At 53.3% G+C, this 12,355-nt stretch carries 22 protein-coding genes; all 22 read right to left on the bottom strand.

What is annotated here, in order from left to right:
* Positions 1-22: 22 nt before the first annotated feature.
* Complete coding sequence (gene rplO, locus ABXT50_RS00920; RefSeq protein ID WP_415274311.1) at positions 23-721, bottom strand: 50S ribosomal protein L15; 699 nt, start codon at positions 719-721, stop codon at positions 23-25.
* The gene (rpmD, locus tag ABXT50_RS00915; protein WP_007540792.1) at positions 722-907 is read right to left on the bottom strand and encodes a 50S ribosomal protein L30; all 186 of its coding nucleotides are present in this window, start codon (positions 905-907) and stop codon (positions 722-724) included.
* Positions 907-1,629: a 30S ribosomal protein S5 gene (gene rpsE / locus ABXT50_RS00910; protein ID WP_415274310.1), complete on the bottom strand. Its 723-nt coding sequence runs from the start codon at positions 1,627-1,629 to the stop codon at positions 907-909. The genes rpmD and rpsE overlap by 1 nt, the downstream gene beginning before the upstream one ends.
* The gene (gene rplR, locus ABXT50_RS00905) at positions 1,626-1,997 is read right to left on the bottom strand and encodes a 50S ribosomal protein L18 (protein WP_415274309.1); all 372 of its coding nucleotides are present in this window, start codon (positions 1,995-1,997) and stop codon (positions 1,626-1,628) included. The genes rpsE and rplR overlap by 4 nt, the downstream gene beginning before the upstream one ends.
* Before the next feature lie 2 nt (positions 1,998-1,999).
* The gene (gene rplF, locus ABXT50_RS00900) at positions 2,000-2,536 is read right to left on the bottom strand and encodes a 50S ribosomal protein L6 (protein ID WP_415274308.1); all 537 of its coding nucleotides are present in this window, start codon (positions 2,534-2,536) and stop codon (positions 2,000-2,002) included.
* Positions 2,537-2,542: 6 nt separating this feature from the next.
* Positions 2,543-2,941 (bottom strand): 30S ribosomal protein S8, encoded by a 399-nt coding sequence (gene rpsH / locus ABXT50_RS00895; protein ID WP_040324827.1) that lies wholly within the window; start codon positions 2,939-2,941, stop codon positions 2,543-2,545.
* A gap of 69 nt (positions 2,942-3,010) precedes the next feature.
* The gene (gene rplE, locus ABXT50_RS00890; RefSeq protein ID WP_415274307.1) at positions 3,011-3,586 is read right to left on the bottom strand and encodes a 50S ribosomal protein L5; all 576 of its coding nucleotides are present in this window, start codon (positions 3,584-3,586) and stop codon (positions 3,011-3,013) included.
* The gene (gene rplX, locus ABXT50_RS00885) at positions 3,586-3,936 is read right to left on the bottom strand and encodes a 50S ribosomal protein L24 (protein WP_415274306.1); all 351 of its coding nucleotides are present in this window, start codon (positions 3,934-3,936) and stop codon (positions 3,586-3,588) included. Before rplX ends, rplE begins: the two co-directional genes overlap by 1 nt.
* A gap of 3 nt (positions 3,937-3,939) precedes the next feature.
* The gene (gene rplN, locus ABXT50_RS00880) at positions 3,940-4,308 is read right to left on the bottom strand and encodes a 50S ribosomal protein L14 (protein ID WP_007540785.1); all 369 of its coding nucleotides are present in this window, start codon (positions 4,306-4,308) and stop codon (positions 3,940-3,942) included.
* Positions 4,309-4,362: 54 nt separating this feature from the next.
* Positions 4,363-4,617, bottom strand: coding sequence for a 30S ribosomal protein S17 (gene rpsQ / locus ABXT50_RS00875; RefSeq protein ID WP_415274782.1), 255 nt, complete (start codon positions 4,615-4,617; stop codon positions 4,363-4,365).
* Positions 4,618-4,778: 161 nt separating this feature from the next.
* The gene (rpmC, locus tag ABXT50_RS00870; protein WP_040324826.1) at positions 4,779-5,081 is read right to left on the bottom strand and encodes a 50S ribosomal protein L29; all 303 of its coding nucleotides are present in this window, start codon (positions 5,079-5,081) and stop codon (positions 4,779-4,781) included.
* A complete protein-coding gene (gene rplP / locus ABXT50_RS00865; RefSeq protein ID WP_415274305.1) occupies positions 5,078-5,497 on the bottom strand; it encodes a 50S ribosomal protein L16 in 420 nt (139 codons plus the stop codon). The genes rpmC and rplP overlap by 4 nt, the downstream gene beginning before the upstream one ends.
* A complete protein-coding gene (gene rpsC, locus ABXT50_RS00860) occupies positions 5,497-6,258 on the bottom strand; it encodes a 30S ribosomal protein S3 (protein WP_415274304.1) in 762 nt (253 codons plus the stop codon). Before rpsC ends, rplP begins: the two co-directional genes overlap by 1 nt.
* Before the next feature lie 2 nt (positions 6,259-6,260).
* On the bottom strand, positions 6,261-6,632 hold the full coding sequence (gene rplV / locus ABXT50_RS00855; RefSeq protein ID WP_415274303.1) for a 50S ribosomal protein L22: 372 nt from the start codon (positions 6,630-6,632) through the stop codon (positions 6,261-6,263).
* A gap of 31 nt (positions 6,633-6,663) precedes the next feature.
* On the bottom strand, positions 6,664-6,945 hold the full coding sequence (gene rpsS / locus ABXT50_RS00850) for a 30S ribosomal protein S19 (protein ID WP_007540779.1): 282 nt from the start codon (positions 6,943-6,945) through the stop codon (positions 6,664-6,666).
* Between the two features lie 11 nt (positions 6,946-6,956).
* The gene (rplB, locus tag ABXT50_RS00845) at positions 6,957-7,790 is read right to left on the bottom strand and encodes a 50S ribosomal protein L2 (protein WP_007540778.1); all 834 of its coding nucleotides are present in this window, start codon (positions 7,788-7,790) and stop codon (positions 6,957-6,959) included.
* An 11-nt stretch (positions 7,791-7,801) separates the two neighbouring features.
* On the bottom strand, positions 7,802-8,101 hold the full coding sequence (gene rplW, locus ABXT50_RS00840) for a 50S ribosomal protein L23 (RefSeq protein WP_007540777.1): 300 nt from the start codon (positions 8,099-8,101) through the stop codon (positions 7,802-7,804).
* A gap of 2 nt (positions 8,102-8,103) precedes the next feature.
* Positions 8,104-8,757 carry a 50S ribosomal protein L4 gene (gene rplD / locus ABXT50_RS00835; RefSeq protein WP_415274302.1) on the bottom strand — a complete coding sequence of 218 codons (654 nt, stop codon included), beginning with the start codon at positions 8,755-8,757 and terminating at the stop codon, positions 8,104-8,106.
* On the bottom strand, positions 8,757-9,413 hold the full coding sequence (rplC, locus tag ABXT50_RS00830; protein ID WP_415274301.1) for a 50S ribosomal protein L3: 657 nt from the start codon (positions 9,411-9,413) through the stop codon (positions 8,757-8,759). The genes rplD and rplC overlap by 1 nt, the downstream gene beginning before the upstream one ends.
* 10 nt (positions 9,414-9,423) lie before the next feature.
* A complete protein-coding gene (gene rpsJ / locus ABXT50_RS00825; protein ID WP_007540769.1) occupies positions 9,424-9,732 on the bottom strand; it encodes a 30S ribosomal protein S10 in 309 nt (102 codons plus the stop codon).
* 401 nt (positions 9,733-10,133) lie between these two features.
* Positions 10,134-11,009 (bottom strand): pirin family protein, encoded by an 876-nt coding sequence (locus ABXT50_RS00820; protein ID WP_415274300.1) that lies wholly within the window; start codon positions 11,007-11,009, stop codon positions 10,134-10,136.
* Between the two features lie 81 nt (positions 11,010-11,090).
* Positions 11,091-12,281 (bottom strand): elongation factor Tu, encoded by a 1,191-nt coding sequence (gene tuf / locus ABXT50_RS00815; protein WP_415274299.1) that lies wholly within the window; start codon positions 12,279-12,281, stop codon positions 11,091-11,093.
* Positions 12,282-12,355: the final 74 nt, after the last annotated feature.

The raw sequence follows: 12,355 nt of genomic DNA, 5'->3' as shown, positions 1-12,355 counted from the left end.
GTGAACCTACTCCCCTAGATGATTAGGCGTTGACGCTGCCGCCGGCAGCTTCAATCTTGGTCTTTGCTGACTCGGAAACCTTGTCAACACTAATTTCTAGCTTAACCGAGAGGTCGCCGTTGCCCAGAACCTTGACTGGCTTGTTCTTACGAACAGCGCCCTTGGCCACTAGATCTGAAATTGTCACAGCTCCACCCTTTGGATAAAGCTCAGTTAGCTTCTCGAGGTTTACAACCTGGTATTCCACGCGGAATGGATTCTTGAATCCGCGTAGCTTCGGTGTGCGCATAACTAGGTTCACGCCACCACCTTCAAAGCCCAGACGAGTAGTTGTGCGAGCACCGGTACCCTTGGTACCTCTACCTGCAGTCTTACCCTTTGAACCCTCACCAAGACCCTTACGAGTCTTGTCCTTCTTGGCACCCTTTGCAGGGCGAAGGTGGTGAAGACGCAAGATCTGAGACTTCTCAATCTTTTCAGCTGGCTTCTTCTTCGACTTGGCTACCGCTGGCTTTGCAGCAGCGACAACCGGAGCCTTTTCAACAGCTGGCTTTGCAGCAGCATCTGCCTTCGGTGCGGCAGCCTTAGTTGCTGGCTTTGCAGCAGCCTTTGGCGCGGCAGCTTTCGGTGCGGCAGCCTTAGTTGCTGGCTTTGCAGCAGCCTTGGTAGCTGGCTTTGCAGCGGCTGGCTTTGCAGCGGCTGGCTTCTTCTCTTCAGCCATTTAGTCGATCTCCTCAACTTTAACGAGGTGGGCAACTGTGTTTACGAGGCCGCGATTGGACTTAGTGTCCTCGCGTACCACGATGTCACCGATGCGCTTCAGTCCCAGGGTGCGAAGTGAATCGCGCTGGTTTTGCTTTCCACCGTTTGAACTTTTCAATTGGGTCACTTTGAGACGAGCAGCCATTAGACACCAGCCTTTTCAGTCTTTTCAGTCTTGTCAGTCTTTGCTGGCAACAGACGTGCTGGAGCTACCTCGGCAAGAGTCTTGCCACGTCGTGCTGCCACGGCGGCTGGTTCCTCTAGCTGACGCAACGCCTGGACGGTTGCATGCACAATGTTTAGTGTGTTGGAAGATCCGAGCGACTTTGAAAGTACGTCGTGGACTCCTGCGCACTCCAAAACGGCACGAACTGGACCACCGGCAATAACACCGGTACCTTCAGACGCTGGACGCAGTAGAACAACACCGGCTGCAGCCTCGCCCTGGACAGGGTGAGGAATTGTTGAGCCAGCACGTGGAACGCGGAAGAAGTTCTTCTTCGCATCCTCGACACCCTTGGCAATTGCAGCTGGAACTTCTTTGGCCTTACCGTAACCAACACCAACGGTTCCATCGCCATCTCCGACCACGACAAGTGCGGTGAAGGAGAAACGACGACCACCCTTGACCACCTTGGAAACACGGTTGATTGTCACAACACGCTCCAAGAACTGGCTCTTAGGCTCTTCGCGCTCACGACGGTCGTTCTTTGGTCCACGATCACGTGAACCACGACGCTGCTCGCGCTCGTTCGGGTCGACAGTAGTTATTGGTGCCTCAGTGATTACTGCGGCATCGGTAGCTGCTGGAGTTTCGGTAGTTGCGGTAGCTTCAGCCACTGGCACTTCCTTCTTTTCTTCGCTCAAAGCACTAGTCCTTCCTCGCGAGCCGCAGCAGCAACAGCTGCGACGCGGCCTGCATAGCGGTTACCACCGCGGTCAAAGACCACTTCGGAGACGCCGGCCTTCTTGGCACGCTCAGCAATTAGCTTGCCTACCATTGTGGCCTTGTCGGTCTTGGTTCCGGCTACTACGCGCATGTCCGCTTCCATTGTCGATGCCGAGGCGAGGGTCTGACCCACGCCGTCATCAACCAGCTGGACGAACAGGTGACGCGCTGAGCGCGTGACAACTAGACGAGGACGCATTGCAGTGCCCTCGATCTTCTTGCGCAGGCGAACGTGACGACGGCCACGAGCGGCTGACTTTGACTTGCCTCTAATTCCTAGAGCCATGATTACTTACCAGCCTTTCCAGCCTTGCGACGGACTCGCTCGCCTTCGTAACGAACTCCCTTGCCCTTATAAGGCTCAGGCTTACGAAGCTTGCGAATGTTAGCTGCCATCTCTCCGACAGCCTGCTTGTCGATTCCCGACACGATGATCTTGGTGTTTCCTTCGACTACCAACGTGATGCCCTCCGGAGGAGTTACAAGCACTGGGTGGCTGAAGCCAAGAGACATTTCCACGGTCGTACCCTTGAGCGCCGCGCGATAACCAGTTCCAACGATCTCGAGTGCTTTGGTGAAGCCCTCAGAAACGCCGTGAACATTGTTAGCAATTAGCGAACGAGTTAGTCCGTGAAGTGACTTAGAAACTGCCTCGTCATCTGGACGAGCAACAATAACGCTGCCATCTTCTTGTGAAACAGTGATTGGTTTAGAAACGGTGAGCTTTAGCTCACCCTTTGGGCCCTTGACTGCAACATCCTGACCGTTGATTTCAACGGTCACGCCTGCTGGCAGTGGAATGGGTAGTTTTCCAATTCTCGACATTATTGCTTACCAGACGTAGGCGAGGACTTCCCCACCCACTCCCTTCTTTGAAGCCTGGCGGTCAGTTAGAAGACCGCTAGAGGTGGACAGGATTGCAACTCCCAAGCCGCCAAGCACCTTGGGTAGCTCGGTGGACTTTGCGTAAACGCGAAGTCCTGGCTTGGATACACGCTTGATACCAACGATGCTGGTCTCGCGATTTGGGCCGTACTTCATGGTGATGTGCATGGTCTTACCGACCTTTGCATCCTCAACCGTGTAAGAAGCAATGTATCCCTCTGACTTCAAGATCTCAGCGATTGTTCCTTTTAGTTTGGAAAAAGGAACGTTCAGTGATTCGTGGTGTGCCATGTTCGCATTGCGCAGCCGGGTCAGAAAGTCTGCTACCGGATCTGTCATTGTCATAATGTGTCTGCTTTCTCGAAGCGGTTTCCAAGTGCTTTACAAGCACAGGGACCTACCTCAATCGTGTTTTTAGGCCTGGAACGGGAAACCGAGCGCCTTGAGAAGCGCGCGACCCTCGTCGTCAGATTTTGCTGTCGTTACAACTGTGATGTCCATACCGCGGACGTGGTCAATCTTGTCGATGTCTATTTCGTGGAACATTGACTGCTCGGCTAGACCAAATGTGTAGTTTCCGTTGCCATCGAACTGCTTTGGCGAAAGTCCACGGAAGTCGCGAATACGAGGAAGTGAAAGTGAAAGCAAGCGGTCTAGGAACTCCCACATGCGGTCGCCACGCAAAGTAACGTGGGCGCCAATTGGCTGACCCTCACGAAGCTTGAACTGCGCGATTGACTTCTTTGCAATGTTGACCTGAGGCTTCTGCCCAGTAATCGCAATTAGGTCGCGAATCGCTCCCTCAATCAGCTTGCCGTCTCTGGCAGCTTGACCAACACCCATGTTCACAACGATCTTGGTCAGACCAGGAACCTGCATTGGGTTGGTGAAGGAGAACTCTTCGGTCAGAGTCTTCACGATCTCGGTGCGGTACTGAAGTTTTAGACGAGGAGTGGTCTCGGCGCCTGCTTTTTTATATCCGGTTGCCATTAGAACTCCTTTCCACTCTTCTTAGCGATGCGAACCTTAGTGGTGACACCCTCTTTTGAAGTGGTTATCTTGAAGCCAACCTTGGAAGGCTTCTTGGTGCTTGGGTCTACCAAAGCCACGTTTGAGATGTGAATCGGAGCTTCCTGAGATTCGATTCCACCGGTCTTGCCACCACGCTCGGACTGACCGATGCGGTTGTGCTTCTTGACCATGTTTACACCCTCAACGATGACCTTATTGGTCTCCTTGATGACCTTCAGAACTAGGCCCTGCTTGCCGCGGTAACCACCGCGCTCTTGCTTGCCTCCAGTGATGACCTCAACGAGATCGCCTTTTTTAATTTTTGCCATAATTTACACAACCTCCGGTGCTAGCGAGATGATCTTCATAAAACGCTTTTCACGAAGCTCGCGACCAATTGGCCCAAAAATACGGGTTCCACGAGGTTCGCCGTCAGCTTTGATGATGACCGCCGCGTTCTCGTCGAACTTCACATAAGAACCATCTGCACGCCTAGTTTCCTTGACGGTGCGAACGATAACCGCTCTTACGACTTCACCTTTTTTGACGTTTCCGCCTGGGATGGCGTCCTTGACTGAGGCGACGATAGTGTCACCAATACCCGCGTAACGACGGGTGGAACCACCCAGTACGCGAATTGTCAGGAGCTCCTTGGCGCCCGAGTTATCGGCCACCTTGACCCTGGATTCTTGCTGTAGCACTTTTTTTCTCCTTGCTTAGTGAATAACGATTCCGACCGTTATTCGCGGGGTGTGTTACTTAGCCTTTTCGAGGATCTCGACTAGGCGCCAGTTCTTTGTTGCCGAAATCGGGCGAGTCTCGTCAATTACCACGAGGTCACCAATGCCGGCGCTGTTTGTTTCGTCGTGTGCCTTGACCTTCTTGGACACGCGAAGCACCTTGCCGTAAAGCGGGTGCTTCTTGCGGTCTTCTAGCAAGACAACGATGGTCTTATCCATCTTGTCCGAAACTACGTAGCCTTGACGTGACTTGCGGTAGCCGCGGGTCACTTCCTTTACTACCTTCGGGGTCTTAGCTTTCTTTGGCTTAGACGCCTTAGGAGCCGCACTAGCCGCTGGCTTTACTGCTGCTTTCGCAGCAGGCTTTGCAGCAGCTTTGGTGGCTGGCTTAGCTGCAGCTTTCGCTGCTGGCTTGGTTTCTTCTGCCATTTTTATGCCTCCTCTGTCTTGGCTGCAGCCTCTTCAACGGCTGGCTTCTTCTTGGTAGCAGCCTTTGCAGGTGCTGGAACCGGAACCGCACGAATACCCAGCTCACGCTCACGCATGATTGTGTAAATGCGGGAAACATCGCGCTTAACCGCTCTTACTCGACCATGGGCATCTAGCTGGCCGGTAGCCGACTGGAAGCGCAGGTTGAATAGCTCTTCCTTGGCCTTACGAAGCTCTTCTACCAGAACCGAAGATTCGATCTTGTCGAGATCCTGTGGGGATAGGTTTTTTGAACCAATCATTATGCGTCACCTTCTTCACGCTTGATGATGCGAGCCTTCAGCGGGAGCTTGTGGATCGCACGGGTTAGAGCCTCTTTGGCAATTTCGTCTGTTACGCCGCTCAGCTCAAAGAGCACGCGGCCGGGCTTCACGTTTACTACCCACCACTCAGGAGAACCCTTACCGGAACCCATTCGGGTTTCAGCTGGCTTCTTGGTTAGGGAGCGATCAGGGAACACGTTGATCCAGACTTTTCCACCACGCTTGATGTGGCGAGTCATAGCAATACGCGCTGCCTCAATCTGACGGTTGGTTAGGTATGCAGACGTTGTCGCCTGAATACCCCATTCACCGAACGAGACCTTAGTTCCACCTGTTGCATGGCCGCGACGTTTCGGGCTGTGCTGCTTACGGTGCTTAACTTTTCTAGGAATCAGCATTATTTGGCTTCACTTCCTGCTGCTAGCGGAGCAGCGTCACCCTGACGAGGGCCACGACGGCCAGCACCAGGTGCACCCTGGCGCGGACCACGCTGAGTAGCTTGCTGTGCAGCAAGCTCACGTGCGGTCATGTCGCCCTTGTAGATCCAGACCTTTACACCGATTCGACCGAATGTGGTCTTGGCCTCGTAGAAGCCATAGTCGATGTTAGAACGAAGAGTGTGTAGTGGTACTCGACCTTCGCGGTAGAACTCACTACGAGACATTTCTGCCCCGCCCAAGCGGCCAGAGCACTGAATTCTGATGCCCTTGGCACCGGAACGGAGTGCTCCTTGAATTCCCTTACGCATTGCACGACGGAAGGCAACACGAGCAGCTAGTTGCTCTGCGACGCCCTGCGCGACAAGCTGTGCGTCAGATTCTGGGTTCTTAACCTCGAGGATGTTTAGCAAAACCTGCTTGCTAGTTAGCTTCTCAAGCTCGGTGCGAAGAGTTTCTGCCTCTGCGCCACGACGGCCGATTACCAAACCTGGACGAGCTGCGAAGATGTCAACGCGGACTCGGTCACGGGTGCGCTCTAGCTCGATGCGGCTGATGCCGGCACGATCCAGCTTGTCCTGAAGGTATGCACGGATCTTGACGTCCTCGACCACGTAGTCGGCGTAGCGCTGACCCTTCTTGGTGGAGTCCGCGAACCAGCGTGAGCGGTGCTCGGTGGTGATTCCCAGGCGGAAGCCGTAGGGATTGACTTTTTGACCCATGACTACTTACCTGCCTTTGCAAACTCGTCTGGAGTAGATACAACCACTGTGATGTGGCTGGTGCGCTTGTTGATTCGGAATGCTCGGCCCTGGGCACGAGGACGGAACCTTTTCAGGGTCACTCCCTCGTCGACAAAAGCCTTGGAGATGATTAGGTCATCAACATCCACAATTGCGCCGGCGGCCTCGCCCTTTACTTGGGCGTTGGCGACTGCTGAGGCGACTAACTTGTAGATCGGCTCAGATGCTGATTGTGGAGCAAACTTCAAAATACCCAATGCCTCGGTGGCTTGCTTGCCACGAATCAGGTTGACTACACGTCTGGCCTTCATTGGGGTCACGCGGATGTTACGCAGCTTGGCGATCGCTTCCATCGTTATTCCTTCTTTTCCTAGGCGCCCCGGCTTAGCCGCGGCGACCCTTCTTGTCGTCCTTCACGTGACCACGGAAGGTTCGGGTAGGTGCAAATTCTCCAAGCTTGTGCCCAACCATGTTCTCGGTTACGAAAACTGGAATGTGCTTGCGGCCATCGTGGACGGCAATGGTGTGTCCCAGCATTGCTGGAACAATCATTGAGCGACGTGACCAAGTCTTGATTACGTTCTTGCTGGAAGCCTCGTTCTGAACTCGCACCTTTTTCATTAGGTGCTCGTCTACGAAGGGGCCCTTCTTCAAACTTCTTGGCATCTAAAGATCTCCTACTTCTTGCCGGCGTAACGACGACGAACGATTTGCTTGTCTGATGGAAGGTTTGGCTTACGTGTGCGGCCCTCTTTTTGGCCCCAAGGTGTAACTGGGTGACGTCCACCGGAAGTCTTACCCTCACCACCACCGTGTGGGTGATCCACTGGGTTCATGGCAACGCCACGAACTGTTGGGCGAACACCCTTCCAGCGCTTACGTCCTGCCTTACCCCAGTTGATGTTTGACTGCTCGGCGTTGCCGACCTCACCAATGGTTGCCCGGCAGCGTGAATCAACGTTGCGGATTTCACCGGATGGCAATCGCAGCTGAGCGTTGTCGCCTTCCTTGGCAACCAATCGAACCGAAGCACCCGCTGAACGAGCCATCTTGGCTCCTCCGCCTGGCTTTAGCTCGATAGCGTGGATAACAGTTCCCACTGGGATGTTTTTGAGAGGCAAGTTGTTGCCCGGCTTGATGTCGGCCTGTGCGCCCTGCTCGATGGCATCGCCCTGGTTTAGCTTGTTAGGAGCAATGATGTAACGCTTGGTGCCATCGATGTAGTGCAACAACGCAATGCGAGCGGTGCGGTTCGGGTCATACTCAATGTGAGCAACCTTGGCCGGTACACCGTCTTTGTCATGACGACGGAAGTCGATAACGCGGTACTGACGCTTGTGTCCACCACCGATGTGGCGAGTGGTTATGCGACCGTTTGAGTTACGTCCACCAGTCTTAGGAAGAGGTCGCAAAAGCGACTTCTCCGGAGTGGAACGAGTCAGCTCAGCAAAGTCTGCAACTGATGAGCCACGGCGACCAGGGGTCGTTGGCTTGTATTTACGAATGCCCATGAGTTTTCCCCTTAACCGATGTAGGTAAAGATGTCGATGGAACCCGACTTCAAGGAGACAATGGCGCGCTTGGTGTCCTTGCGCTTACCCATGCCGAAGCGAGTTTTGCGGGTCTTGCCCACGCGGTTTAGTGTGTTGATTGAGTCAACCTTCACACTAAAGATTTCCTCAATGGCCTGCTTGATCTCGGTCTTGTTAGAGCGAGTGTCGACCTCGAAGGTGTACTTACCCTCATCAATTAGCGCATAAGACTTCTCCGAAATGATCGGCTTAATGATTATGTCGCGCGGGTTTTTCTTGATGTCGGTCATGTTTATGCCTCCTCGATAACATCTGAAACAACAACGGCGGATTCAACGAACGATGCCATTGCGGCTGCAGTGAAAACGAGGTCCTCGGCGTGCAGGACGTCATACGCATTCAGCTGATCAGCTGGAATAACGTGAACGGACGGCAAGTTTCGAAGTGACTTGTAGGAAAGCTCGTCCTCACGACTCAAAACAACCAAGATGTTTCTTGAGGTTGCAACTTGAGCTAGGAAGCTAGCGGCTGCCTTGGTCGAAGGAGCATCGCCAATCGCAAACTGGTCAATAACGTGAATGCGACCATTTCTTGCGCGGTCTGAAAGCGCTCCACGAAGGGCTGCGGCAATCATCTTTTTAGGGGTGCGCTGTGAGTAGTCACGAGGCTTTGGACCGTGAATAATTCCACCACCGCGGTGCTGAGGCATACGGATCGATCCCTGACGGGCGCGACCGGTTCCCTTCTGCTTGAACGGCTTACGTCCAGAACCAGAGACCTCGCCACGACGAAGTGTCGACTGTGTTCCCTGGCGAGCGGCTGCAAGCTGGGCAACAACTACCTGGTGAATCAGTGGAACATTGGTCTGAACATCAAATATTGATCCAGGAAGGTCCACAGAACCGGACTTCTTACCCTTTACGTCAATTAGGTCAACTGTAGGCATTAGTCAGTCTCCTTTACTGCGTTACGAACGAATACCAACTGGCCCTTAGGACCTGGTACTGCACCCTTTATCAACAGCAAACCCTTTTCAAGGTCAACGCCGTGGAGAGTGAGGTTCAATGTGGTTACTCGATCTGTTCCCATACGACCAGGCATCTTCTTGCCCTTAAGAACTCGGGATGGAGTAGTACCGGCTCCAACGGAACCAGGCTTACGGTGATTCTTGTGCGCACCGTGGCTGGCGTGGATACCGGAGAAGCCGTGACGCTTCATAACACCGGCAAAACCTTTACCTTTGCTGGTTCCAACAACGTCCAGCTTCGAACCAACTTCAAAGATGTCAACGCCGATGGACTGGCCGACGGTGTAGGTGTCAGTGTCAGCTGTTCGGATCTCGGCTAGGAAGCGACGAGGAGTTGAACCGGCCTTGGCGAAGTGGCCAGTCGTAGGCTTATCTACTTTGCGAGGTTCGATTGCGCCGTACGCAAGCTGAATTGCTGCGTAGCCGTCTATTTCTAAATTCTTGATTTGAGTGATGACGTTCTCGCCAGCCTCAACGACCGTGATCGGAACAAGCTTGTTGTCCGCGTCCCAGCCCTGCGTCATGCCAAGCTTCTTGCCCAGCAGTCCCTTTACGGTTCTAGTATTTACAGTCATTTCGCAATCCTTAGAGCTTGATCTCGATGTTGACATCTGCTGGGAGGTCCAGGCGCATCAGCGAATCGACCGCTTTAGGAGTCGGGTCGATGATGTCAATGAGACGCTTGTGGGTACGCATCTCAAAGTGCTCACGGCTGTCCTTGTACTTGTGAGGCGATTGGATAACCGTCACAATGTTTTTCTCGGTAGGAAGTGGTACTGGACCAACTACCTTGGCTCCGGCGCGTATGACTGTGTCGACGATTTTGCTCGCCGACGCGTCGATGACCTCGTGGTCATACGACTTGAGTCGAATGCGGATCTTGTTAGCCGCCATGATGACTGCCTTCCGTATCTAGGTGACCTATCGGTCACAGAGTTTTACAGCCAATTCATCTGCGAGAACGCAAACTTCATTGCTGCCGTGATGCTGATGCACTGTTTTTATGTCAACGCCCTATCACTAGGGCTCTGTCCAAGAAAGTCAATCTCTGTTCTCACGATAAAACTCGCGATAAACCCAGGAGAAGATCTCAGATAAGTTTTTTTGGCTCTTAGCTGCGGAAGGCCCAGTTTCCTGTGCACAAATCCGGCAGTGGTTCACGCACAAGGCGCGAATACTCACGAACTCGTCAATCTTGCCACAGTTCAGGGGGTCGGTGCAAGTTAAATCGCCTAAAGAATTGCCGAAACCCAATGCGGAGATGTTTAGTGAGGTAAAACTGACTTTCGGTTGATCTATCTAGGTTTCAGGTTGATGTTTGGCAGATCAGGTGCCGGTATCCAGCCGCCCACATTGTCCTCAAATGACCCGAACCTAGCCTCTCGCTTGTTCCACTGCGATCGGGCCGTTGCAATGTCCTCATGTGTGCGCCCAATAAAGTTCCACCACATCAAAATTTTCTCTTGCAACGGCTCTCCGCCCAAAAGCATCATCGTGGCGGCTTTTGAAACAATAACCTCGAGCTCAGACTCGCCAACTTCGAAGTAGTGAAGCGATGAGGTCTCCATCCCTTGACCGGCGACAACCACTTCCCCCGCTACCAACATCAACCCATGCTCCATTCCCGCATCCACGGGAATCTTGTGCGTGCCTGGTTCAAGCACTAGCTCGACGCCCAACAATGGAGAAAATGTTTTTGCCATGGCGGCATGGCCCATGAACTCGCCAACTAAGACTGTTGCCCTAAGGCCCTGCATCTCAAGACGGGGCAGTTGCTCAATGTGTTCAAAGAATGGATCTATGTCTAAGGACTGCTTCGGAAGAGCAACCCAGAGCTGAACTCCGTGAAACCATTTTGCGCCCTCCATAGACAACTCGCTGTGAGAAATACCCTTGCCTGCGGTCATCAAGTTCACCTGACCCGGTGTAATCAGCTGAACTGAGCCGACGCTGTCGCGGTGCTCGATATGTCCCTCAAACAGCCAGGTTACTGTCTGCAATCCAGAGTGTGGGTGAGCAGCAACGACCATTGGTTTGGTTTGCTCGGTTGGACCAAAGTGATCTATGAAGCACCAGGCCCCGATGGTCTTGAGCCTTGCGTGCGGAATTGTCCTGCTGATTTCAATGCTGGTGCGCGTGGTGAGCTTCACTCGGCGAGGTTCTATGCGCATCCGACAAGCCTAAGCACTTTCCGATCTCGTTAAGCACAAAACCCCCCGGTTTCCCGAGGGGTTTTGTAAGAGTTTCTTATGTTACTTGGTGACCTTTGTAACGGTACCGGCACCTACTGTGCGGCCACCCTCACGGATCGCGAAACGTAGTCCCTCTTCCATCGCGATTGGCTGGATTAGCTCCACGCCCATCTCGGTGGTGTCGCCAGGCATAACCATTTCGGTACCAGCTGGCAAGGTGATAACACCAGTTACGTCAGTGGTACGGAAGTAGAACTGCGGACGATAGTTCGCGTAGAACGGGTTGTGACGGCCACCCTCATCCTTAGCAAGGATGTAGACGTTGGCGTCAAAGTTGGTGTGAGGAGTGATCGAACCTGGCTTACAGACAACCTGGCCTCGCTCTACATCCTCGCGCTTGGTACCACGCAATAGAAGTCCAACGTTTTCGCCGGCCTCCGCGTAGTCAAGTAGCTTGCGGAACATTTCGATTCCGGTAACTGTGGTCTTCTGCTTGTCGCGGATACCAACGATTTCGACTTCGTCGTTTACGTTTACAGTTCCGCGCTCGACCTTACCGGTGATAACGGTTCCACGACCAGTGATAGTGAACACGTCCTCGACAGGCATTAGGAATGCCTTGTCAATGTCGCGCTTTGGCTCTGGAATGTGTGCGTCACAAGCCTTGATTAGCTCGTAAACCTTCTCGGCCCAAACTGGGTCACCCTCAAGTGCCTTGAGAGCTGAAACCTGGACAACTGGGGCGTCGTCGCCTGGGAACTCGTACTTGGAAAGAAGTTCGCGAACTTCAACCTCTACAAGCTCAAGAATTTCAGAGTCGTCGACCATGTCGGACTTGTTTAGGGCAACAACGATGTAAGGAACTCCAACCTGACGAGCAAGAAGCACGTGCTCCTTGGTCTGAGGCATTGGTCCATCAGTTGCAGCAACAACCAAGATTGCGCCGTCCATCTGGGCAGCTCCGGTAATCATGTTCTTGATGTAGTCAGCGTGACCCGGTGCGTCTACGTGAGCGTAGTGACGCACGTCGGTCTGGTACTCAACGTGTGAGATGTTGATAGTAATACCGCGCTGCTTCTCCTCTGGGGAGTTGTCGATCTGATCGAACGCATAGCTTGTGTTCTGATCAGGGAACTTGTCGTGCAGTACTTTTGTAATTGCCGCAGTCAGAGTGGTCTTACCGTGGTCAACGTGACCAATGGTTCCGATGTTGACGTGCGGCTTTGTGCGCTCGAATTTCGCCTTAGCCATTTTGGGTCCTCCTGATGGATCCGTAGTAAATCATCGACCGGTGGGCCGACTCTGATTGGGTTTTACAGAATTTC

The sequence above is a fragment of the Aquiluna sp. Uisw_065 genome, from assembly GCF_047731275.1.
Classification (GTDB): Bacteria; Actinomycetota; Actinomycetes; order Actinomycetales; family Microbacteriaceae; genus Aquiluna.
The sequence above is the reverse complement of the archived record's forward strand: the minus strand, read 5'-3'. Positions and strand labels throughout refer to the sequence as shown.

Coding starts and splice junctions, on each gene's coding strand:
- rplR (WP_415274309.1), bottom strand. CDS start 1,997: ATGGCTCTAGGAATTAGAGGCAAGTCAAAGTCAGCCGCTCGTGGCCGT.
- ABXT50_RS00820 (WP_415274300.1), bottom strand. CDS start 11,009: ATGCGCATAGAACCTCGCCGAGTGAAGCTCACCACGCGCACCAGCATT.
- rplX (WP_415274306.1), bottom strand. CDS start 3,936: ATGGCAAAAATTAAAAAAGGCGATCTCGTTGAGGTCATCACTGGAGGC.
- rplP (WP_415274305.1), bottom strand. CDS start 5,497: ATGCTGATTCCTAGAAAAGTTAAGCACCGTAAGCAGCACAGCCCGAAA.
- rplB (WP_007540778.1), bottom strand. CDS start 7,790: ATGGGCATTCGTAAATACAAGCCAACGACCCCTGGTCGCCGTGGCTCA.
- rpsJ (WP_007540769.1), bottom strand. CDS start 9,732: ATGGCGGCTAACAAGATCCGCATTCGACTCAAGTCGTATGACCACGAG.
- rplE (WP_415274307.1), bottom strand. CDS start 3,586: ATGGCAACCGGATATAAAAAAGCAGGCGCCGAGACCACTCCTCGTCTA.
- rplC (WP_415274301.1), bottom strand. CDS start 9,413: ATGACTGTAAATACTAGAACCGTAAAGGGACTGCTGGGCAAGAAGCTT.
- rpsH (WP_040324827.1), bottom strand. CDS start 2,941: ATGACAATGACAGATCCGGTAGCAGACTTTCTGACCCGGCTGCGCAAT.
- rplW (WP_007540777.1), bottom strand. CDS start 8,101: ATGACCGACATCAAGAAAAACCCGCGCGACATAATCATTAAGCCGATC.
- rplV (WP_415274303.1), bottom strand. CDS start 6,632: ATGGAAGCGATCGCCAAGCTGCGTAACATCCGCGTGACCCCAATGAAG.
- rplF (WP_415274308.1), bottom strand. CDS start 2,536: ATGTCGAGAATTGGAAAACTACCCATTCCACTGCCAGCAGGCGTGACC.
- rplD (WP_415274302.1), bottom strand. CDS start 8,757: ATGCCTACAGTTGACCTAATTGACGTAAAGGGTAAGAAGTCCGGTTCT.
- tuf (WP_415274299.1), bottom strand. CDS start 12,281: ATGGCTAAGGCGAAATTCGAGCGCACAAAGCCGCACGTCAACATCGGA.
- rpsC (WP_415274304.1), bottom strand. CDS start 6,258: ATGGGTCAAAAAGTCAATCCCTACGGCTTCCGCCTGGGAATCACCACC.
- rpmD (WP_007540792.1), bottom strand. CDS start 907: ATGGCTGCTCGTCTCAAAGTGACCCAATTGAAAAGTTCAAACGGTGGA.
- rplO (WP_415274311.1), bottom strand. CDS start 721: ATGGCTGAAGAGAAGAAGCCAGCCGCTGCAAAGCCAGCCGCTGCAAAG.
- rpsS (WP_007540779.1), bottom strand. CDS start 6,945: ATGCCAAGAAGTTTGAAGAAGGGCCCCTTCGTAGACGAGCACCTAATG.